This window comes from Bradyrhizobium liaoningense (assembly GCF_018130785.1).
GTDB lineage: Bacteria > Pseudomonadota > Alphaproteobacteria > Rhizobiales > Xanthobacteraceae > Bradyrhizobium > Bradyrhizobium liaoningense_A.
Map to the genome: position 1 here is coordinate 17,508 of NZ_JAFCJT010000039.1, position 20,886 is coordinate 38,393.

Annotated in this window: 21 protein-coding genes and 4 pseudogenes; 18 read left to right on the top strand and 7 right to left on the bottom strand. The window is 59.8% G+C overall.

From position 1 onward, the window contains the following. The 11 genes and pseudogenes from JQ627_RS37365 to JQ627_RS37415 all read left to right on the top strand — a co-directional run. Window positions 1-171 (top strand): cbb3-type cytochrome c oxidase subunit 3, encoded by a 171-nt coding sequence (locus tag JQ627_RS37365; RefSeq protein WP_212489327.1) that lies wholly within the window; start codon window positions 1-3, stop codon window positions 169-171. After that, on the top strand, window positions 162-1,043 hold the full coding sequence (gene ccoP, locus JQ627_RS37370) for a cytochrome-c oxidase, cbb3-type subunit III (protein ID WP_212489328.1): 882 nt from the start codon (window positions 162-164) through the stop codon (window positions 1,041-1,043). Before JQ627_RS37365 ends, ccoP begins: the two co-directional genes overlap by 10 nt. After that, window positions 1,040-1,294: a hypothetical protein gene (locus JQ627_RS37375; protein ID WP_249143718.1), complete on the top strand. Its 255-nt coding sequence runs from the start codon at window positions 1,040-1,042 to the stop codon at window positions 1,292-1,294. Before ccoP ends, JQ627_RS37375 begins: the two co-directional genes overlap by 4 nt. Continuing rightward, the gene (locus tag JQ627_RS37380; RefSeq protein WP_212489329.1) at window positions 1,291-2,088 is read left to right on the top strand and encodes a DUF2189 domain-containing protein; all 798 of its coding nucleotides are present in this window, start codon (window positions 1,291-1,293) and stop codon (window positions 2,086-2,088) included. The genes JQ627_RS37375 and JQ627_RS37380 overlap by 4 nt, the downstream gene beginning before the upstream one ends. 47 nt (window positions 2,089-2,135) lie before the next feature. After that, window positions 2,136-4,415, top strand: coding sequence for a cation-translocating P-type ATPase (locus JQ627_RS37385; RefSeq protein ID WP_212489350.1), 2,280 nt, complete (start codon window positions 2,136-2,138; stop codon window positions 4,413-4,415). Further along, the gene (gene ccoS, locus JQ627_RS37390; protein WP_212489330.1) at window positions 4,412-4,567 is read left to right on the top strand and encodes a cbb3-type cytochrome oxidase assembly protein CcoS; all 156 of its coding nucleotides are present in this window, start codon (window positions 4,412-4,414) and stop codon (window positions 4,565-4,567) included. The genes JQ627_RS37385 and ccoS overlap by 4 nt, the downstream gene beginning before the upstream one ends. A gap of 234 nt (window positions 4,568-4,801) precedes the next feature. Next, a complete protein-coding gene (locus JQ627_RS37395) occupies window positions 4,802-5,332 on the top strand; it encodes a hypothetical protein (RefSeq protein WP_212489331.1) in 531 nt (176 codons plus the stop codon). Between the two features lie 415 nt (window positions 5,333-5,747). After that, window positions 5,748-6,059, top strand: coding sequence for a hypothetical protein (locus JQ627_RS37400; protein WP_212489332.1), 312 nt, complete (start codon window positions 5,748-5,750; stop codon window positions 6,057-6,059). Between the two features lie 637 nt (window positions 6,060-6,696). After that, window positions 6,697-7,584, top strand: a complete 888-nt coding sequence (locus JQ627_RS37405) for a caspase family protein (protein ID WP_212489333.1) — start codon at window positions 6,697-6,699, stop codon at window positions 7,582-7,584. A 138-nt stretch (window positions 7,585-7,722) separates the two neighbouring features. Next, window positions 7,723-7,974 (top strand): bacterioferritin-associated ferredoxin, encoded by a 252-nt coding sequence (locus JQ627_RS37410; RefSeq protein WP_212489334.1) that lies wholly within the window; start codon window positions 7,723-7,725, stop codon window positions 7,972-7,974. A gap of 98 nt (window positions 7,975-8,072) precedes the next feature. Further along, window positions 8,073-8,425 (top strand): annotated as a pseudogene (locus JQ627_RS37415) (bacterioferritin); the annotation flags it as partial. Between the two features lie 19 nt (window positions 8,426-8,444). On the opposite strand, the pseudogene JQ627_RS39470 reads toward JQ627_RS37415, so the two are convergent. Next, a pseudogene (locus JQ627_RS39470) lies at window positions 8,445-8,652 on the bottom strand (pyridoxamine 5'-phosphate oxidase family protein); the annotation flags it as partial. Window positions 8,653-8,672: 20 nt separating this feature from the next. Here JQ627_RS39470 and JQ627_RS39475 point away from each other — a divergent pair. After that, window positions 8,673-8,756 (top strand): annotated as a pseudogene (locus JQ627_RS39475) (class II aldolase); the annotation flags it as partial. 696 nt (window positions 8,757-9,452) lie between these two features. Here the strand turns inward: JQ627_RS39475 and JQ627_RS37420 are convergent. The 3 genes from JQ627_RS37420 to JQ627_RS37430 all read right to left on the bottom strand — a co-directional run bounded on the left by JQ627_RS37420 (window position 9,453) and on the right by JQ627_RS37430 (window position 11,891). Then, window positions 9,453-10,547: a hypothetical protein gene (locus JQ627_RS37420; RefSeq protein ID WP_249143719.1), complete on the bottom strand. Its 1,095-nt coding sequence runs from the start codon at window positions 10,545-10,547 to the stop codon at window positions 9,453-9,455. Window positions 10,548-10,671: 124 nt separating this feature from the next. Further along, entirely contained in the window at window positions 10,672-11,241 is a 570-nt protein-coding gene (locus tag JQ627_RS37425; protein WP_212489335.1) for a cytochrome P460 family protein, read from the bottom strand. 11 nt (window positions 11,242-11,252) lie between these two features. Beyond that, a complete protein-coding gene (locus JQ627_RS37430; protein ID WP_212102326.1) occupies window positions 11,253-11,891 on the bottom strand; it encodes a cytochrome P460 family protein in 639 nt (212 codons plus the stop codon). Between the two features lie 557 nt (window positions 11,892-12,448). Here JQ627_RS37430 and JQ627_RS37435 point away from each other — a divergent pair. The 6 genes and pseudogenes from JQ627_RS37435 to ccmB all read left to right on the top strand — a co-directional run bounded on the left by JQ627_RS37435 (window position 12,449) and on the right by ccmB (window position 17,821). After that, window positions 12,449-12,682 carry a hypothetical protein gene (locus JQ627_RS37435; RefSeq protein ID WP_409363843.1) on the top strand — a complete coding sequence of 78 codons (234 nt, stop codon included), beginning with the start codon at window positions 12,449-12,451 and terminating at the stop codon, window positions 12,680-12,682. Between the two features lie 25 nt (window positions 12,683-12,707). Continuing rightward, window positions 12,708-13,595, top strand: coding sequence for an oxygen-dependent coproporphyrinogen oxidase (gene hemF / locus JQ627_RS37440; protein WP_212489352.1), 888 nt, complete (start codon window positions 12,708-12,710; stop codon window positions 13,593-13,595). Beyond that, window positions 13,586-14,174, top strand: a pseudogene (locus JQ627_RS37445) (HAD family hydrolase); the annotation flags it as partial. The gene hemF and the pseudogene JQ627_RS37445, both read left to right, overlap by 10 nt. A 394-nt stretch (window positions 14,175-14,568) precedes the next feature. Beyond that, window positions 14,569-15,927 carry a 5-aminolevulinate synthase gene (gene hemA, locus JQ627_RS37450; RefSeq protein ID WP_212489336.1) on the top strand — a complete coding sequence of 453 codons (1,359 nt, stop codon included), beginning with the start codon at window positions 14,569-14,571 and terminating at the stop codon, window positions 15,925-15,927. A 480-nt stretch (window positions 15,928-16,407) separates the two neighbouring features. Continuing rightward, window positions 16,408-17,034, top strand: a complete 627-nt coding sequence (ccmA, locus tag JQ627_RS37455) for a heme ABC exporter ATP-binding protein CcmA (RefSeq protein ID WP_212489337.1) — start codon at window positions 16,408-16,410, stop codon at window positions 17,032-17,034. Between the two features lie 124 nt (window positions 17,035-17,158). Beyond that, window positions 17,159-17,821 (top strand): heme exporter protein CcmB, encoded by a 663-nt coding sequence (ccmB, locus tag JQ627_RS37460; RefSeq protein WP_212489338.1) that lies wholly within the window; start codon window positions 17,159-17,161, stop codon window positions 17,819-17,821. A 98-nt stretch (window positions 17,822-17,919) separates the two neighbouring features. On the opposite strand, the gene JQ627_RS37465 is transcribed toward ccmB, so the two are convergent. Genes JQ627_RS37465 through ccmE form a run of 3 tightly spaced genes read right to left on the bottom strand, consistent with a single transcriptional unit; the run spans window position 17,920 to window position 20,886 of the window. Then, a complete protein-coding gene (locus JQ627_RS37465) occupies window positions 17,920-18,396 on the bottom strand; it encodes a cytochrome c-type biogenesis protein (protein ID WP_212489339.1) in 477 nt (158 codons plus the stop codon). Next, window positions 18,393-20,390, bottom strand: coding sequence for a heme lyase CcmF/NrfE family subunit (locus tag JQ627_RS37470; RefSeq protein WP_212489340.1), 1,998 nt, complete (start codon window positions 20,388-20,390; stop codon window positions 18,393-18,395). The genes JQ627_RS37465 and JQ627_RS37470 overlap by 4 nt, the downstream gene beginning before the upstream one ends. A gap of 43 nt (window positions 20,391-20,433) precedes the next feature. Further along, window positions 20,434-20,886: a cytochrome c maturation protein CcmE gene (ccmE, locus tag JQ627_RS37475; protein WP_212489341.1), complete on the bottom strand. Its 453-nt coding sequence runs from the start codon at window positions 20,884-20,886 to the stop codon at window positions 20,434-20,436.

A 20,886-nucleotide genomic window follows, 5' to 3' on the forward strand; every position in this document is an offset into this window, starting at 1 on the left:
ATGGATCTCGAACACGCTACACTGGTGCGGCTCTCGAAGTCGTTCGGATTGTTCTATCTGATCGCACTCTCAATCATCACAGTTGTCTATGCCTATTGGCCGTCGAACAGAAAGGCGTTCGATCGCGCTGCGAAGTCGGTCCTGCGCAATGAGGATGGGCCATGGCGGTAGAAGAACGCGACAACTACACCGGTTATCTGACCACCGGACACGAGTGGAACGGCATCAAGGAATTGAACACGCCCGTTCCGCGCGCGGTGTACTTTTTCCTGCTGATCGCTTTTCTCTTTTCCGTCGGCTGCTGGGTGCTGATGCCCGCATGGCCACTCGGCGTCAGCTACACAAAAGGCCTGCTCGGCCTTGACCAGCGCAACATCGTGCAGGACTCGCTGAAGCGGGCGGCGCTAGGCCGCAGCGCATGGACCCAGCAGATTGAGGCCAAAAGCTATCAGGATATTCAGGCTGACAAGGCGCTGATGCAGATCGTGCGCCAGACCGGCCGTACCCTGTTCGGTGACAATTGCGCCGTGTGCCACGGGCGCAACGCAAAGGGCGGCCACGGCTTCCCAAACCTGACTACGACCTCATGGCTGTGGGGTGGCGCTCCCGAAGCCATTGCCGAAACCATCCGCGTTGGCATCAACTCGTCGCATCTCGACAGCCGCACTTCGCAGATGCCTGCCTTTGGTCATGACCATATCCTTCAGCAGGCCGATGTCGACAAGGTGGTGGCCTTTGTGCGCTCGCTCTCCGATCCATCCGCCGCGAAGACGGCAAGGCCCGACGATGTGGACGCCGGCAAGGAGATCTTCGTTGCCAATTGCACCGCATGTCATGGTGAGGACGCCAAAGGCAACAGCGACGTGGGCGCACCCAACCTGACCGACAAGTTCTGGATCTATGGGGGCGACCAGCAGACGATCGCGAACACACTATGGAACGGACGGCAGGGCCACATGCCGTCATGGGAAGGCCGCCTGACGCCGATCGATCGCAAGATCCTCGCGCTATACTTGGTCGATCAGAGGATGCCCAACCAATGAATGGGATGGCGGCATCGCCTGACAGATGGAAGGCGAAATCCATCGTCTGGCTGTCGATCTGTCTCGGTCTGATTGTGCTGGTCGCCGCCAATGCGCATCTGCTTTACGTGGCTGTCTCCTCTCAGCCGGACTGCGTCGCTCATCTCCAGCACGGCGAAGGCAACGGCACCAATAGCTTCAGCGCGGCGACCTCGTCGTGTTCATCCAAACCGACCACAACAGCCAAAGCACGGATAGACCGATCGACATGACCATGATCCCGACCGTCATGCCTCCACTTCCCACGAAAAACCGTTGGCATCGCTTGCTTGCTCCCGCCGATGCTTTCATATGGCTTGCGAACGGCTGGTATGACCTGACCGTGCAGCCGATGACGAGCCTCTGCTACGGCCTGATGATCTTTCTCGCATCCGTCGCCATCGTCGGTGGTTTGTTTCGCCTAGGCTGGGACTACATCCTGTTTCCCGCATTCGCGGGTTTTATGGTGGTAGGCCCGATCCTCGCAATCGGCCTGTATGAAAAAAGCCGCCGCCTTGCCGCAGGCTTGCCCGTCAGCCTCTCGACCATGATTTTCGTCAAGCCGCAATGCGGCGGCCAGATTCTGTTCGCGGGCGTACTCCTATGCCTTTTGATGATCACATGGATACGCGCGGCGGTGATTATCTACGCCCTGTTCTTTGGCCTGGTGCCGTTTCCCGGTCTCGAACACATCGCACCGATGCTATTCGCCACGCCGGTTGGCTGGGCGACGCTCATTGTCGGCGGGGCCGTCGGCGGATTGTTCGCGGCGTTCTCGTTTGCGATCAGCGCGTTCTCGATTCCCATGATGCTCGACAGGCGCGTTGACGCCTTCACTGCCATGGGCTCGAGCATGGCGCTGGTCTGGAACAACCTGCCCGTGATGCTGACCTGGGGAGTCATCGTGCTTGCACTGTTCTTGGTCTCTCTCGCCACTGGAATGCTGGGCCTGATCATCGTGTTTCCCGTGCTCGGGCACGGCAGCTGGCATGCCTATCGCGCGGCGGTGGACGAAGCCGCGATATAACGACAACCGCCGGCGGATTGCCGGCGGCGTGCAGAAACGGAGTGCCGATGAGTTGTTGCGCGCCTGGCGCTGAGCTGGCTCTTGCCACGTCTGATCCTCACACCGCGAATGAGGAAGTTCTGCTCGCGAGCCGCTTTGTCGGCGACGGTTTTCGCCAGACCGATCTCTCGGTGCCGGGCATTCACTGCGGCGGCTGCATCCAGAAAGTCGAAGCCGCGCTCGGCGCGCTTCCCGGTGTAGAAAAGGCGCGCGTCAATCTCTCCACCAAGCGCGTCGCGATCCGCTGGCAGGCCGACAAGCCGCCCTCACCATTCATCGAGACACTCAGCAAGATCGGCTACGACGCACATCTTCACGATGCCGGCCCGGACCAGACGGACGAGACGCTGAAAGAGTTGATCCGCGCGCTCGCCGTGGCTGGCTTCGCGGGCAGCAACATCATGCTGCTGTCGGTGTCGATATGGTCCGGTGCGGAAGCTCCAACCCGCGACATCTTTCACTGGATCTCCGCGCTGATCGCCTTTCCAGCGCTGATCTATTCGGGCCGCGTATTCTTTTCTTCCGCTTGGCGCGCTCTGCGCCATGGCCATACCAACATGGACGTTCCCGTTTCCATCGGCGTGCTGCTTGCCTTTGGCATGAGCCTTTACGAAACGTTCAATCACGAATCACACGCCTATTTCGACGCGGCGACCTCGCTGCTGTTCTTCCTGCTGATCGGCCGCACGCTCGATCACATGATGCGCGAGCGCGCACGAACCGCCGTCCGAGGACTGGCCCGCCTGTCCTCCCGCGGCGCACTTGTCGTGCAGGACGACAGCACGCATGCCTATCTGCCGGTGAACGAGATCCAGCCGAATATGCACATCCTGCTGGCGGCGGGCGAACGCGTGCCGGTCGATGCCCGGGTCGAAACAGGACAATCCGAGATTGACTGCGCGCTGGTGTCCGGCGAGAGCCTGCCGCAACCGGTCTCACCGGGCACGATGCTGTCCGCGGGAACGCTGAACTTAACCGCCCCCCTTATCATCGTCGCCACGGCTGCCTCGAAGGATTCATTCCTCGCCGAAATGGTGCGAATGATGGAAGCGGCCGAAGCTGGGCGCTCGGTCTACCGGCGTGTCGCGGACCGCGCCTCGCGGCTCTATGCGCCGGTCGTGCATCTCACGACGCTGTTGACGTTCATCGGCTGGATGATTGTGGAAGGCGACCTGCATCGCGCGGCCACCATTGCCGTCGCGGTGCTGATCATCACTTGCCCTTGCGCGCTCGGCCTTGCCGTACCTATGGTACAGATCGTCGCCGCGCGGCGTCTGTTCGAAAGCGGTGTGATGGTCAAGGACGGCGGCGCGCTGGAGCGCTTCGCGGAAGTCGACACCGTGATTTTCGACAAGACCGGAACGCTGACCATGGATCGCCTGCGGCTCATCAATCGCAAAGCCATCAATCCAGCAGCGATTGCGATCGCCGCATCCATCGCGACCCATTCACGCCATCCTTACTCCCGTGCGCTCGCCGCCGCACGACGCGACAACACTATCACGCCGGCGGCACTGAACGATATTTCAGAGCAGCCGGGCTCCGGAATGCAGGCCACCATCGGCAAGACGATCTACAGGCTCGGCCGGGCCGACTGGGCGCTGACGGATGGAGCCAAACAGTCAAGCGCAGCCGGCGTTGTACTCTCCGAGAACGGGCAACTGCGCGCGACCTTCCAATTCGACAGCGATCTTCGCCCGGATGTCCGCGAGGCCGTGCTCGCCATTTCCAATCAAGGATGCCGCGTCGAGATCATGTCCGGCGATCGCGACGAACCGGTGCGCCATCTCGCATCTGATCTCGGGCTTCCCTATCGTGCGGGCGTCTCCCCCGCTGACAAAACGAAACACATCGTCGACCTGTCGGAAGCGGGACAGCGCGTGCTGATGGTCGGTGACGGCCTCAACGATACGCCGGCCCTCGTCGCTGCCCATGCCTCCATGGCTCCGGCCACCGCCGCCGATGTCGGACGCAATGCCGCCGATCTCGTCTTTCTGCGCGAGAGCCTGCTGGCGGTACCGCAAGCCATTGCAATTGCGCGCGATACGCAGAGACTCGTGCGCCAAAATCTCATCCTCGCCGTCGGCTACAATGCCATTGCAGTACCCGTCGCGATCCTTGGCCATGTGACACCATTGGTGGCGGCGGTTACGATGTCAGCCTCGTCACTGCTGGTGATCGCCAATGCCCTGCGGCTGCATGGCTGGCGCTCGTGGAAGGAGCCGCACTCGGGCCCGCCGGCTTTCGATATATCCGCGCAGACGCTCGCGACGGAGAAAGCCCGATGACGGGTTACTTCTTCCTGATTCCCGTTGCGCTCGCGCTCGGTGCCGTTGCACTAGGCGCGTTTATGTGGTCGCTGCAAAGCGGCCAATATGACGATCTTGCGGGCGCGGCCGAACGAATCCTGTTCGAAAACGGCGATCGGCCCGACGATTAGGCATCGGCGCACGGAGACAAGCCGAGTCACCGCAGCTAGTTGTTTAGTCCCGATGTGAGGTGGACCGGATTAAATCTGAATCGCTTGGGGGTGGCCGTCCAACACTTTGCAGTTCGCCTCTTCAGCGCGCCATTCCGCGCCGCTATGGAAACTATACGCGCCGGCTATTGGAAACTTTCGTCCTGTGCTGCGATCAATCGGTACCACTGTCGCAGATTTCGTTGAGTAACGCCGATGGCATGGCGCACGCTTAGAAAGATGTCGTCCGGACCGCTTCACAGCGTCGTGCGCACTGGCCAACCCATCCTCAAGCTGCGATCCGCCGAGCAACGAGCATCTCTTGCCCTCGATCTTCTTTCGCTGGGAAGCCGCGCGGCGCTCGGGATCTCCTTCCTATTGTCGGTCAGCGACCGGCTCGGGTTCTACGGCAATCCGGGCGAGCGCGGAGTTTCCTGGGGAACATTCGAACGGTTTCTGGGCTACGCGGCCAAGGTCAATTCGTTCGCGCCAGCATGGATGATCCCCTTTCTCGGCGCGACCGCGACGGTTCTGGAATTTCTATTTGGCGTTACGCTGGTACTCGGACTCGCGGTGCGATGGGCGGCTTTCGGCAGCGCGGGCCTGCTCCTCCTGTTTGGTTCAGCCATGGCGATTTCGTTTGGGATCAAGTCGCCATTCGACTACTCCGTGTTCGCCGCGCTGTGCTGCGCCCTGTTTCTGGGCTTCGCCGGCTCGAATCGATGGACCGTCGACTCTTTACTATGATGCTCCAATGGCAACGCGCTCTTCCACTTTCGCTTTCGGCAGTTACGCGTCACCGACCCATGCCAAAGCTAACCTCGGCTTGTTTCCCGATATCGCAGCTCAATCGCGAGACGAAGAAACGTCGCCGAAATCGAACAAGCCGCTTTGATGCCGGGCATGAGATTGCCGGAGACCTCGGACACGCCGCCGACCTGGCGGCGATCTCCAGCGAAGGCAGCCGAGCGGCGGCGACGCGCATCACAATTTCCAGATTCCAGCCAGTCTCTGCGGATGCGGCTGGTGGCATTTCTCACTGCAGCATCACGCGGCGCGACGGCAATAATGATCGTCTATCGACTCTATGGCGAGAGGTGATTTCCCTGGCCGGCGCTGCAAGGGCATCATCTTCGGGTGGTTTAACGCGAACGGAGCTATCATGAAGGTTGAAGTCGCCAGCCTGGCGATCGCGCTCGCAATTGCTGTTCCTAGCGCGGTGGCCGCGACGGCCGCATCGTCTGCCACGCCGATCAATGGCACGTCGATCAAGGCGGCAGTACCAGCCGTGACGACGGACGTGCGCTATCGGGTGCGACGGCATTATCCGTACCCTCCGTACTGGGACTATCCCACCTATAATATGTACCGGGGCTATCCCACCTATAATTCGTACTTGGGCTATCCGATCCATAAATCATATTCGAGCTATCCCGCCTATTACCGTCCCGATTTCTCTTATGACTGGTGGTGACGCCAAAGCTTCGCGGCTTGCGGCTCCCTCAAGTCGCCGCTAGCCAACATGTACTTGAGAGATTTTAGCGTTCTTCGGTCATACGCATGTCATTCTCGGGTCTTTTTCGACGGATTCGGCAAGGGGCATCGCCCGCTGGATGTGCACTTCAACTAGTTAGGAGAACTACCGTGACAAAACGTTCCCTTCTTATTGCAGCGTCGAGCTGCTTCATTGTCTTTGGGCCAGCAGCATACGGACGCTCTGCCTACGACGGCTCTTGGGACCTCGTCTTCGTGACGCAAAGAGGAACCTGCGATTCCAGTTATAGCTTTACTGTCGATGTGACCAACGGAATTGTAACGCATCCCAATCTCGTGAGATTTCGAGGTCACGTCGAAAAATCCGGCGCGGTTCGCGCTTCCGTGACAGTCCAAGACAAATATGCCACGGGTGCGGGCAAGTTGTTCGCGACGTCCGGTCAGGGGACCTGGAGCGGTCACTCGGGACCGGCGCGATGCTCAGGCTACTGGACGGCGCGGCGCAACTGAAGGACGCAACGGCGGCAAGCCGGTGCGACCGTGGCGCGGATGCTGGCGCCGCCAAGCCATCCTACCGGAGAGCAGCATTTCCTCGTTGCACTGGAGACTATAATGAAATGACCGTTCCCAAAATGCTACTCGGCGCTGTAGTCCTGCTCGGCTTGTTCTCGCCCGGTCTCGACAAGATAATGCGGTTGGAGAAGCCTCGACCCATGAGCGCGCCCAGCCGGCCGGGTGAATCCGCACCACTCGATACTAATCGGCTAGCTCTGGTAATTGGCAATTCAGCCTATCCCGATGCCGGCTCCCCTCTTCCCCAAGTGACACGTGATGCGGAAAGTTTGACAAGTGCTCTTCGCAAGGACGGCTTTTTGGTCGACGCCATTGACAATGCGACGCGCCTCGACATGACCCTCGCAATCGATCATCTAAGGGCAAGAGCACATTTGCACTCAATTGCATTAGTCTATTTTGGAGGCTTCGGCATACAATCCGACGGACAAAATTATTTGATCCCGGTCGATGCGAAGATCTGGAGTGAAAACGATGTCCGTCGACAAGGCGTAAGCATTGACCGTCTCCTTTCGCAACTCCAGACTTCTGGCGTACGCGTCAGGGCCGCAGTCATTGAGGCCTCGCGCCGCAATCCTTACGAGCGACGTTTCAGGGCTTATTCACACGGACTTGCACCCATTCAAACGAGTGAGAACGCGCTGATCATCAGCTCAGCAGCGCCTGGCCAAGTCGTCGAAGAACCGGATGAAATGCATAGTCAGCTGATGACTGCTCTACTTACGCAGATCGATTCTTCGAAGGGGATCGAGGAGGCCTTCAATAATACCCGGAACGCAGTGGTGGCTGCTACTCAAGGTCGACAGATTCCAGATGTGTCATCTACGCTAACCGAGAGCGTCAATCTTTGGCCGGCACGGAACGGCGTTCCCTGTCCTCCGTCGGCTCTGCGGCTAGCGGTCGTCGCGAGTGATCATACAGATTTCTGTTGATCTCCATGAATCAAAGTCAAAGCTGACTTCCCATAGAGTGCCCCACTCAATCATCTCCGCCTTGTCCGGAGCCTCCAACGCGCCTGGCGCTGTCCCATATCGATTACACCGCCTCACTGAAGCTCATTTTCGCGTTTCATGATCGTCTGTTCCTGCAATGTCCTCAGCGACCACGATGTTCGCCATGCCGTGAACACGGCCGATGACACGCTACGCAACGCCAAGCAGATCTATGATTGCCTTGGCTGCAGCGCCGAATGCGGCCGCTGCGCGCGCACCATCAAGACGATGATCAACGAGGCGTGCGGGAAATGTGCACTAGATTGTCAGGCTGGCTGCCCGCATCGCGGGGTCCTGGATGAGCTCAAAGTCGCGCCCGCAGCGCCCTAGTTTCCCTAGATTTGCTGGATAGGTGCCTCTCGGTTTCGTGCCCGGGATGCCTGCTTGCTTGTTTCTTCTTCAGCAGCGTCCCTCAAGCGTTGGAGTTCATCCGCAAAGGCGCCCCCAAAGTCATCGAGCATCTTAGCAAGGGACTGCGTCACGAGCTCACCGCCGTCAACCAGTACTGGCTGCACTACCGGCTGCTGGCCAACTGGGACCTCTCGGACATGGCCAAGGTCTGGCGCAAAGAGACGATCGAGGAGATGCAGTACGCTGACCGCATCACCGACCGAGTAATCTTCCTCGAAGGCCTTCACAAATGCAGATGCTCGACCCCTTGCAGATCGGTCATAACGTCAAGGAAGTTATCGATTGCGACCTCGCCGCCGAGATAAGCGCGCGTGCGCTGTACCAAGACGCGGCGACGCATTGTCATTCCGTGAAGGATTATGTCACCCGTCCTCCTTCGGCTCTCTCAATTCCGCGTGCGCGTAGATCTTGAGACGGCGGCGGCTCGGGTAGTCCATCAGCATGAGTGCGGCACGGTCGTTTGACGCCGACATTGTCGACGCTGATGTAGTGTCTGTTGCCCCCGAAGTCTGCGAAGCCGAGCTTCGTGTCGTCGAGCATCTTAAGGAATCCGGGCGACCCGCCTCTGTGCTGCACATAAGGCCAGCCGCCCTCCGAACCGTGGCAAGGCACGACAATTGCGTGAAGCGATCATCGCCAAGTGCCGATGGATGAACTCGTCGGGTCTCAATCAGAGTGCGTCGGGCAACATTTCGGCCCGCAACGCGGGCGCGCCGCTGCTCGGCGGAGATCGGCAGCACGTTCGTCGATTTCGTAGCACGTTTGCAGCGCGACATGCTGGGCTTCCGAACTCGCTGCGGGTTCACTACGCCGGCTCTATGGAACGTGTGCGCGGGATCTGCTGGGGCCTGTAAGCGGCCGCGCCGATCTCGAGCAGCATTTCGGCGGCGATCTCTATCAACGATGAAGCGTCCTATCTCCGCGAAGCCGCGTGGGCGAGAACCACTGCAGACATCCTGGACCGACGAACGAAGCACGGTCTGCAATTGACGCCGACGCGCGGACTTCGAAGCTCTAGCATTGGCAAGTGAGCCGCCAATATCCGAGGTCGCCGGACGGAGACCAACGGCGCTCGCAGGACGGCGCGCGAACCTCAAAGCCCTCAATCATCGAGGATACTCTGCAGACAGCCCGGAAGCGCTCTTCAACGCTATAGGCTACACGATGCGCCCCTGCGGCGGCCGAGTCGCTCGGCCTTGTAGTACCCCAACCTGTCCTTCAATGTCGCAGCATCGATCGCGAGGGCTGACCAGATCATCGACGCCTACAGACTGAGAGGCGTCGGGCCCGAGCGGGTGCTCATCAAACTCGCATCAACGTGGGAGCGGAGCGTCAGTGGCCGAGACACCGATTGCGCCCCCCATGAACAAGGGAAGCGCAATTGTGTGGCCAGGAGATTATTCATTGGTGAATCCTACGACCGGACAATTCACCAGGTTCCCCGTCGTCTTCACTGCCCCCCCCGCAGGGCTCACCAGTAAGCCTGACGCACTTTTGGCTTCGAGATCGTCACCGTCAGTAATCAGTTTCCGTTGATCCTTCGAGATAGCCTCCTTGGTCCACTCGGCCAATCGCACATCCCACATCGGAGAGTATCCGGCGCTGATCTCCGTGAAGTGCGCGAGGATGTCGAGTGAGGGCCCCTCTCCGTTGAGGGCGCTCTCGATCCCCTGGCGGTCCGGATCTTTCACACCCATCTTGCCGTTCACAATCGTATAGATCACCTCGGTCGCGCCGCTCTGAAGAATGTCGCTTTCCGCTGGCGCAAAAGTGGACGACTCCAGCGTCGCTGACTCCTCGGAGTTGGCGTCAAAACTAAGATAACGCAGGTGTTTACCGTCCGCGAAGCCAAACCGCAGTTTCAAGTCAACGGTGCCCTTATGAGGACAGATGCTTGCCACGGAGTCGGTCACGACAGAATAATCAGGACTGCCGTTGCAGAATGAGATTTTCTCGGGCCCGACATTGAACGCGATGACCGGGGCATTGAAGACAATGTCCTCCTTGTTCGTCACACGAACCAATGGGCTGTAGTGCGCATCCCCGACAGACCCGGCTCGGGCCGTTTTAGGAGGAAAAAATTTGGGCGCTTCTCCGCCTACCAAGCTTTGGGACGGCGAGAAATCAACCCGGCCCGATTTGAACGTGAAATTGCCCGAGTCGTCCATTTCCGCAACCCGTGTGCTCGTCAGGTCTTTGGCGTTCGTGAGACTAGGCGCCCATGTGAGCCCCATCTTTTTCGAAGTATCAAAATTACTTACGTCTGTAAGCACGAACCAAACGGCTTCTCCCGAAGAAAGACGCCCACGACGGAGCGGCAGCGTCACCACTTCTCGTTCGAGGTCCACTTGGCCCGACTCAAGAAATAGCTTTGTGATTTTTTTTCCGGCAGCTGGATCGGCCGCCAGGCTTCCTTGTGGTGCCAAAAACGCCGCCGCAAGGATCATCATTGAACCACAAACACGTCTGTCGAGCTTTCTGCCAGACTTCATGACTCTACCCTTTCTTCCGCATCCCGCCTTACCCGCGACCGGTAACATTCAAACGAAGTTGGCTATCGATCACTAGGGACACGCCTGGTCGTCGGGCGCGTCCCTAGCCGTAACGCACTGCCCGTTACTTCTTCAGTACGGGATAGCCTTGCACATAGATCCAGTCTGTCTCCTTGGCAGGGATGTGGCAGCCTAGACAATCTGATCGAAAGTTCGTTGAGGTCGTTTTCACCGGGTTATTCGCGTCGAACCACGACCAAGCCCAACCGTTCCCCCATAGCTTATTATCGGGGTGGCTGTTCTTACTGTCCTTCACCATCATGAACCAGCCTTTGAGAAGGTCTTGATGGCTGACCGTTCCAGTCGTCATATCCGAAGTGGCCGCGTCGTAGACTTCCTTCACGAGTATCGAACCATCGGAGAACTTGCCGGTGGTGCGATAGTCAGCGACAGATCCTGGCGACGCGTAGACGACGTGCATCTCTTTGGCCCCCTTGTCACCTGCAACGGACCAGCTCCCGAGGAATTCGTAAGTGGCTCGATAGTTCTTCGGGATATGCATGTTGCCCGCCGCATCAACGAGTTGTTCTTGCGTAGCAGCGGGCTGGCTATTTGCGGACTGCGAGACAAGACACCCGACGATCACGACGATGAACGATGCGGACGCTACGGCCGCACTTCCGAGGAATTTCATCGCAAGTTTCCTCATTTTTTCTTAGACGGACCTGGCGGTACCGGTACCTGGTCGAGCAATACGTAGAACTGCGTCCATACGTCATCTCGTTTCGCGCTCGCGATGTGGCAGTAGGCGCATTCCTCGATCGGTCGAACTTTGGCAGTCGCCGCCTTGGGCTCATGGTGGTTGAAGTTGTAGTAGCCCCAGCCATTGGTGGCCTGATATCTCTTGGAGTCCTTGACAGTCACATCCGCCCCGTTGAAGGGACCGGGGAAGAATCCGTGCCCCGATGGCTCGGCTCTCGAACCGTCCTTTTCAGTCGCGGGCAACATGAGCTGCAGCTCCTTCACGAAGATCGTTCCTTCGGGAAATTCGCCCGTTTTCTTGTAGATCTCGTAGGAGCCAGGTTCGATATATACGTTATGAAATTCAGGGAAGTTTGCCTGGGGAGGGTTTAGAAAATTGGGCGTTAGCGGCGAACCAACATAGACCCATTCGTGAAAGTTCTTCGGCAGAATGAGGTCTCCATCTTTTGTGTATTCAGGAAGATAGCGACCGGTGGCATGCCAATCGTCGGGTGGTGGAAGCTGCGGTTGCTGCGCGAAGACTGCAGTTGCCAAAGCGCTAGCGCCGAGGACGGCGGAAAGTGCGAGTACTGTACGTCTCATGATCTCTCTCCTCTGACCAGCTGTGTGTCGCCGAACAAGGCAACGAAGGCATTCGTGCAGCAGGTGGTCTCGCTAACTGCGCACAGGTTAGATTAGACGTGGGTGCCTTGATGCAAAAGCAACGAAGGATCATGAAATCAATACCCGCCTGGAATGACGTTCTCTCTAACTATCGATGTTTGATCACGGGACGCCTCTGGCCCTCGCAGCGCATGCGCACTGACTTAGGGATTGCCGGCGTGAATGCCATTTCCGGTATTCACTGATGCGCCGGTATCCTTGCGATCTGCGGATGGGGCCATTGACTTTCTTAGTTGCAAATTGGCAACCGATCATTCGAAAACGGCCAGTCCAGTTTTCCGGCAGCGTCCTCACGAAGAGGCAACACCAATGTTACGCACAAACAAGACTCGCGGCACTAGATCGGAATGACATTCACAAGATGTGGAAATTGACGAAATCATTCTGCTTCAAGGCGGCCCATACGCTGTCGAGAACGCCCTCTGGCGCGCCAAGGAGAGATCCACGGCCATTTCTTCCAATCCGAGTTCCGCGGCATGCCGGATCCCTTGACCTGCATGGTGGCCGATTTCGACCTCCTCCAGCATGCGATCGAAGTCGAGCGGCTGACGCTCGACCTCAACAAGATCGAGGCGCTGGGCACCCCGACGCTGAAAGACCTCTCGCGTTTCGTCTGGGAACGCCCTGCGCATCTCGGCGGGCTGACCCGCGCCAGCATCCATCACGACAGTTGCAACGCGAGCCGCACCTATCGTGGTCCGCACGGCTAATGGCGAGACTATTGGAATGTCGACCATGGATGTGACGCTGATCGAGGAGCGCAAGGCACGAACGCGGAGCTGGTTTGAATCGCTGCGCGACGACATCTGCGCAAGCTTCGAGCGGCTCGAGGATGACGCGCCGCAAGAGCTCTATTCGGGTACGGCCGGCCGCTTCGTCAGTACGCCCTGGCAGCGCACTGACCACTCAGGCGCGGCGGGCGGCGGCGGCGTGATGTCGATGATGTGCGGCCGCCTGTTCGAGAAGGTCGGCGTGCACTGCTCGACCGTTCATGGCGAGTTCGCCCCCGAGTTTCGCGCGCAGATCCCGGGCACGGCGGACGATCCGCGATTCTGGGCGTCCGGCATCTCGCTGATCGCGCATATGCGCAATCCGAACGTACCCGCGGTGCATATGAACACGCGATTCGTCGTCACGACGAAGACCTGGTTCGGCGGCGGTGCCGACCTTACGCCCGCGCTCGACCGGCGGCGCACGCAACAGGACGCGGACACGATCGCCTTCCACGCCGCGATGCAGGAGGCCTGCAGCGGTCCGAACGGCGTCGCCGACTACGACAAGTACAAGAAATGGTGCGACGAGTATTTCTATCTACCGCACCGCAAAGAGGCCCGTGGCATCGGCGGAATCTTCTATGACTGGCATGACAGCGGGGACTGGGAAGCTGACCTCGCTTTCACCAAAGAAGTCGGCCGCGCCCTCCTGAAGGTCTATCTGAAACTGGTACGGCGCAATTTCGCTGATGCCTGGACCGCACAGGATCGCGAGGAGCAATTGATCCGGCGCGGGCGTTATGTCGAGTTCAACCTGTTCTACGACCGCGGCACAATCTTCGGGCTGAAGACCGGCGGCAATGTGGATTCGATCTTGTCGTCGTTGCCGCCGGAAGTGAAATGGCCATGACCGCAAAGCACCTCCCCCGCGCCATGCTAATCGACATGGATAACACCATCCTGTCGCGCTATGGCCGTCCCGAGATCACCCGGAGCACGATCGCAACCGAGTTCGCATCCGGGCTTGCACCGCTGCCACCGGAGCTGGCGTTTGCTCGAAACTACTAGGCCAATGCGGAGGCGGCCTGGCGGCTCAGGCTCGGCGAGGCGTGGCGACTGACGGTGAAAGACGGCTTCGCAGCGCTCGCCGCAAGAGGTCATCGCGCCCTGCCCGACGATCTCGCCGCCGCTTCACCACCTACCGCGAGGATGAAGTGTTGCCTTCCCGGCGCGCATGAGAAGGTCGACCGGTGAAGGCGCTCGGTGTCAAGCTCGCGCTAGTCACCAACGGCGCGGCCGACATGCAGCGCGCCAAAATCGAGCGTTTCGAGTTGCCCCACCGCTCGACCACATCCAGATCGAGGGCGAGCACGATTTCGGCAAGCCCGGGGAGTGCGCTTATCTGCACGCGATCGACGCGCTCGGCGTCGCCGCCAGGATAGTCGACTACAATCTGGAATGGGAAGTCGTGACGCCGCGTCGCCGCGGCGACGAACCATCGCCAATCTTGCTGATCCGGCGGGTGTCTCACGATGACGTTTGTGACTGGGCACGCCGTGTGCACCATTCAAGCCTTTGAAGCCGAGGCCGTGACAAAAAAGCGATTCGCTCGCAACGAGTTCTTAAGCGACGCGCTTCGCCGCGACCGCTCGATCCCGCCAATCTCAAGCGACAGTTCGCCCTCGTTCCTTAAAATCTGATTGCTAATAGTTACACCGAAACGGGCGTAGGTTTCCGGAAACGGACCCAGACGTAGGCCATATGTGAGCTGCCTCAGGCGGCTGCGTCCGACCATAACCGAGGGTTTTGCAAATTATAACTGAGACAGGCGCGAAGTGCTCTGCGTAGTGAGCTACAGTCGAGCGACGGTCAGGAAGATTGAGATGGACGATCTGGACATATCGACAAAGTGGCAAGCAAGGCATCCGACGCACGGAAGCGTCGGTAGTAGACATTTTTGGACGGATATAGTGCCGGGGCAAAGAGAGTTGACATCGGCCAACGGGACGATTGCTACGGACGACAACAGCTGTGCGGCCGAAGCGTACGAACGTCATTTCCACGATTCTCTTAAGCAACTGCACAAGGAGCAGCGTTATCGCGTCTTCACCGACATCGAACGCATCTCCGGCCGTTTCCCAGCCGCCAAATGGCGCCGGTCTGACGGAACGGTTACAGAAATCACGGTTTGGTGCTCGAATGACTATCTCGGCATGGGACAACATCCGGAGGTCGTGAGCGCGCTGACAGCAACGGCACACCGCTGTGGCGCTGGAGCGGGTGGAACACGCAACATCGCCGGAAACAATTCGCCCTTGGTTGATTTAGAGGGTGAGCTTGCTGATCTACATGGCAAGGAAGCAAGCCTCGTCTTCACCTCCGGCTACATATCGAACCAGGCCGGCATCTCGACGATCGGTAAGCTGATCCCGGACTGCTTGATCTTATCTGATGCCTTCAACCACAACTCGATCATCGAAGGCATCCGTCAGTCAGGTTGCGAAAAGCGGATTTTCCGCCACAACGATCTTGGTCACCTTGAGACGTTGCTGCGCGAGGCAGGAGACCGCCCCAAGCTTGTCGTGTTCGAGTCCGTATACTCGATGGACGGCGATGTGGCCCCGATCAGCGCTATCTGCGACCTTGCGGACCGGTATGGCGCGATGACATACCTCGATGAGGTGCACGCGGTCGGTCTCTACGGACCTCGCGGGGGCGGAATCAGCGAGCGTGACGGCGTGATGCAGCGCGTGACCGTGATCGAGGGCACCCTCGCCAAGGGATTCGGCTGTATTGGCGGCTATATTTCGGCGTCACGATCGATCTGCGACGCGGTGCGCAGCTTCGCGCCCGGGTTCATCTTCACGACGGCACTCCCTCCGCCAATTGCTGCCGCAGCCCGTGCGTCCGTTCGTTACCTGAAGCACTCGTCTACCGAGCGCGAGGCACACCAGCGGCAAGCCGCCGCAACGAAACGGGCGCTCCGAGCCGCCGGACTTCCGATCCTCCCGACCGAAACCCACATCGTACCTGTAATTGTCGGCGATGCGGAATTGTGCAAGGCGGCAGCCGATCGCCTTCTGAAGCGCCACGCCATCTATATCCAGCCGATCAATTATCCGACCGTTCCGCGCGGGACGGAGCGTCTGCGCATCACGCCGTCGCCATATCATGGGGATACCCACATAGCGGAACTCACAGCCGCGCTCGCTGAGACCTGGGACGCCCTCTCCCTTGCCTGAGAGCCGTACTGGGGTTGGTCCGCATCGCAACCGCCTTCCCCGGAATATGGCCCGAATGGGTGTCCCGGGTTGCGGCTGAGGCAGGCAGGTTGATGGCCCTTTCAAAGAAAGACGTTTGAGAGCATAGCCACCCCTTTTCGACACGCTTCCGGATTAAAGATGTGATGCGGCCCAATCCAGTTCTTCTATCACCAGGCCAGTTTGCATGCGGCCTTCAGTAAAACGGTCAGCCCCTCGTAAGCAGGCAGCGAGCGGGATGATGTTTGCTGTCGCGTCGGCAAAGCGGCTCCCGATCATGATGATGGCTTGAAATAGTGGGCCCCCCCGAAGAACTGAACTTCCTCATCCTCTTGGGCGGTTCTCCCCAACGACCGCGACTGTCGCTCAAACACGCTGATCCAGAATCGTTCATTTCGATAAGCCGTCCAACCGGGTGTTCGAAAACAACCAGAACGAGACAACGGGTAACCGGAAATGACAATGGATGTCACGCAGCGGCGCCATCTCCTGATCGAAGATCTATCCGTCGCGCGCGGCGAGCGCGTGGTGTTTGGCGGGGTCTCTTTGCGACTGGACTCGGGCGAAATCGCCGAAGTGACCGGTCCCAATGGCGTGGGCAAATCCACACTTTTGCGCGCGATCGCCGGGTTCTTGCCACTGAGATCCGGCCGCATGTCATGGGCCGAATCCGAAGCCACGGATTCAGCGCCACTGACGGAGCGCCTCCACTACGTGGGCCATCTCGATGGGCTGAAATCGGCATTGACCGCCCGCGAAAACCTCGAGATCGGCGTGGGAATTTTGGGACGAAGTCGGCTAACCCCGTTAGAGGCGCTGGACCGTATGGAGTTAGCCCACGTTCTCGATCTGCCTGTCGGGTATCTTTCCGCGGGGCAACGTCGCCGTGTCGCATTGGCACGGCTCTTGATTGCCGATCGCCCTCTATGGCTGCTCGACGAGCCGCTAACCGCGCTCGACCGGCACGCACGCGCCTTGCTGAAGCCTATTGTCGCCGACCATCTCGGCAGCGGAGGATTGATGCTCGCCGCGACCCACGAACCACTCGGTCTACCAGGGACAATCCAAGTCAGGCTGGGCGCGAGGTGAGGATCGTCCTGTTGGGGCGCGGCCGGCATGCTCGTAAGCGTCGAGCTCGGGAGAGTAGAGGTCTCGCCCCTCTTCCGGTTTCTCGGGTGCGGTCTCGGCACGATGGCGACGCCGGACGTGGGCTATGATCCGTACTCTCCTTGTTGTTTTTCTTCGCGACCTCATGCTGGCGCGCCGCATCGGCGGAGGCGGAGTTCTCGGCCTGGTCTTTTTCCTCAGTCTCGTGACGATCGTGCCTTTCGCGATCGGACCTGACCTGCGCTTGCTGTCGCGCATCGGTCCAGCCATTCTGTGGATAGCGGCGCTCCTCGCGAGTCTATTGGGCCTTGACCGTCTGTTCCAGGCGGATCACGAGGACGGTTCAGTGGACCAGATGTTGCTATCGCCGGCGCCCCTGGAACTCGTTGTTCTGGTGAAGTGCGTAGCCCACTGGTTTGTCACGGGGCTGCCCCTCGTGATGCTCTCGCCTTTGTTTGGCCTGATGTTGAACTTGGACGGGCCGGCGCTCGGGTCCGTGGCAGCAACGTTGCTGGTTGGTACGCCGACTTTGACTTTTCTGGGAGCAATCGGTGCAGCCCTTACCGTCACGATGCGGCGCGGCGGTCTTTTGCTGTCGATCCTCGTCGTGCCACTAACCGTACCGGTGCTGATCTTCGGTGTCTCCGCGGCGCAGAGCGGCACAGTGCCCTTTCTGACGCCCTTTCTGGTCCTCTGCGCGCTCGGACTAGCATCCGTCGCCCTCGCCCCAATCGCCGCAGCCGCAGCACTTCGCGGAGCGGGAGAATGACGAGCGCCTGCAGCGAAAAAGGTTTGCTTCGTGGATCACCGCCGCTGAATGACTCCGCACGCCTCCGAAACTAAGACGGCTTGACCGTCACGAAATGCCTATGGCGAAGTATCTGAGTCTAACACCGCCGCGAGCCGATCCCGCTCGGCTTGGCTCAAGGGCGCTATCGGCGTGGACTGCAGGCGGCGCAACCCGAACAGGAGCGCAATGCCGCCCGCTGCGAGCACCAAAGCCGGCATTCCCCATAGGAGGGCGGTTTCCCACTCGAATGGTGGTTTCAGCAGGATGAAGTTCCCATAACGATTCACCAGAAAGGCGCGGACCTGCTCGTCGCTCTCGCCGAGATTAAGGCGTTCGCGCACCAGCAGCCGGAGATCTCGCGCGAACTCTGCTTTGGAATCGTCGATCGACTGGTTTTGACAGACGAGGCAGCGCAGCCCGTCGGAAATGGCCCGCGCGCGTGCCTCAAGTTTCGGGTCGGACAGGACCTCGTCTGGCTGTACTGCCCTTGCCAAGCTCGGCGCGAGGCCCGCAAGCAAGATCGAAAGCAGAAGAATGCCACGAAGCGAAATCATTCGGCGGGCTGCGGCGCTGCGGGGTTGGCGGCGGCACGGACGCGCGCCGCGCGGCGTGCGAAGCCGATTCTGAGGCGTCTATCGGACAACGACACGATTCCTCCGAACGCCATGATGACGGCGCCGATCCAGATGGCCGTCACCAGCGGTTTCCAGAACATGCGTGCATCGATCGAACCATCGGCGTGCTGCTCCCCGAGCGAAATGTAGATCTGGCCAAACCCCAGCGTCACGATGCCTGCCTCGGTGACAGTGATCTGTCGTGCAGGAAAGGTGCGCTTGGCGGGCTCGACGGTGGCCACGGCCGCGCCGCCCCTGCTGATGACCGTATGGGCCAGGACTTCAGAATAGTTCGGGCCCTGTTGCGATCGAAGATTCTCGACGGTGGCTTGATAGGGGCCTAGATTGATCGCCTGGCCCAGCTTGACGGTCGCGATCCGCTCCACGCCCCAACCGGTCGCCGCCAAGCCCATGAGTGCTAGGCCGAGGCCTGCGTGAGCGATCGCAGCACCCCAGGCTGAGCGCGGTAGCCCTACTGCTCGGGCCAGCATCACCCGAGCGGGCTGCCTACGCGCCCAGATACGCGATGCCACATCGGTGAACGAACCCACGATGAGGTAAACCGCGAGTCCAAGGCCGACCGCGGCGAGGACGGGGCCGCCTCGGACGACAGCGACGAGCAAGAGGGCTGCCACGAGGCCTCCCAAGGCTGCGACCGTCACCCGTTGCGCCGCGCCGAGGAGGTCGCCACGCTTCCAGGCGAGCGACTGACCAAGCGGCATCAGCAGAACGATCAGCGCCAGGAGCGGACCGAGCGTCAAATTGAAAAACGGTGCGCCGACCGAGATCTTGTGCCCGGTCAGGGCCTCGAGCGCGAGGGGGTAGAGCGTGCCGGTCAGCACCGTAGCGCAGCAGGCGGCAAGCAGCACGTTGTTGACTGCGAGCGCGCTCTCACGTGACACGGGCGCGAACAGACCACGCTGGCTCAGGGAAGGCGCGCGCCAAGCATAAAGCGCAAGGGACCCGCCGATGAACACCGTCAGGATGACCAGGATGAAGACGCCGCGCGCCGGGTCGCTGGCGAAGGAGTGGACGGAAGTCAGCACCCCTGAGCGCACCAGGAAGGTGCCCAGCAACGATAGTGAAAACGTAACTATCGCCAGGAACAGCGTCCAGATCTTGAGGGCTTCGCGCTTCTCCATGACGGCAGCCGAATGCAGGAGCGCCGTACCCGCAAGCCAGGGCATGAGCGATGCGTTCTCGACCGGATCCCAGAACCAGAACCCGCCCCAGCCTAGGGTGTAATAGGCCCAGTATGAGCCCATGGCGATACCAAGCGTCAGAAAGATCCAGGCAATCAGTACCCAAGGCCGAACGTAGCGCGCCCAAGCGGCGTCCAGCCTGCCGCTGATCAGCGCCGCCACCGCGAACGAGAACACGATCGAAGAACCGACATAACCGAGGTAAAGAAGCGGCGGATGAATCGCAAGGCCCGGGTCTTGAAGCAGCGGATTGAGGTCCTGACCTTCGATGGGCGCCGGAAACCGCCGCATGAAGGGATCGGACGTGAACAGGATGAAGCAGAGGAAGGCAAGGGATATCCAGCCTTGGACCGCTAACGTATTGGCGCGAAGTTCGCTCGCCATGCCGTGCCCGAGAATCGCCACTGTCGCTCCGAAAGTCGCGAGGATAAGAACCCAAAGCAGCATAGATCCTTCGTGATTGCCCCAGACGCCGGCGATTTTGTATACGAGTGGTTTGGTGGTCAGCGAGTTCTCGGCGACTGTTACGAGACTGAAGTCGGACACCACGTGGGCGTAAGTCAGTGCCGTGAAGGCATAGCCCAACAATAGGAACTGAGTGATTGCGGCCGGGACCGCAATGGAAGCGAGTCCGGAATCACGACTGCGGGTTCCCCAGAGCGGCAGAATTGACTGAAGCAACGCGACGGCGAGAGCCAGAGCGAGCGCGTAATGTCCGGTTTCGACGATCATCCTTTTTCGATCCCATCGGCTGCGATGTTTCGTGAAGGCGGCGTTATTGCGCTCGCGCGGATATCTCGCTGCGCCGAGTGTCCTGTTGCTTGAGTTTGTCGGCTACGTCCTTCGGCATGTATCGCTCGTCGTGTTTGGCGAGCACGGTATCGGCTTGAAAAAGGCCTGGCCCCTCCACCGTACCCTCGGCCACGACGCCCTGTCCTTCACGGAACAGATCCGGCAGCAATCCAGTGTACCTGACCTTGATGTCGTGCTTCAGGTCGGTCACCGCGAAGACGACAGTCGACGATCCACCATAGGTAAGTGAGCCACGCTTCACCAGGCCGCCGATGCGCAGACGGGTTCCTTGCGCCGGCGCCTCTTCGGCCATCTCGGTCGGGCCGTAGAAGAAGACGACGCTGTCGCGCAGTGCAAACAGGATGAGCCCTACCGCGATGGCCAAAGTGAACCCTGCTGCGCTGATGATCGCGAGGCGCCTGCGCTTTCTAGTCAA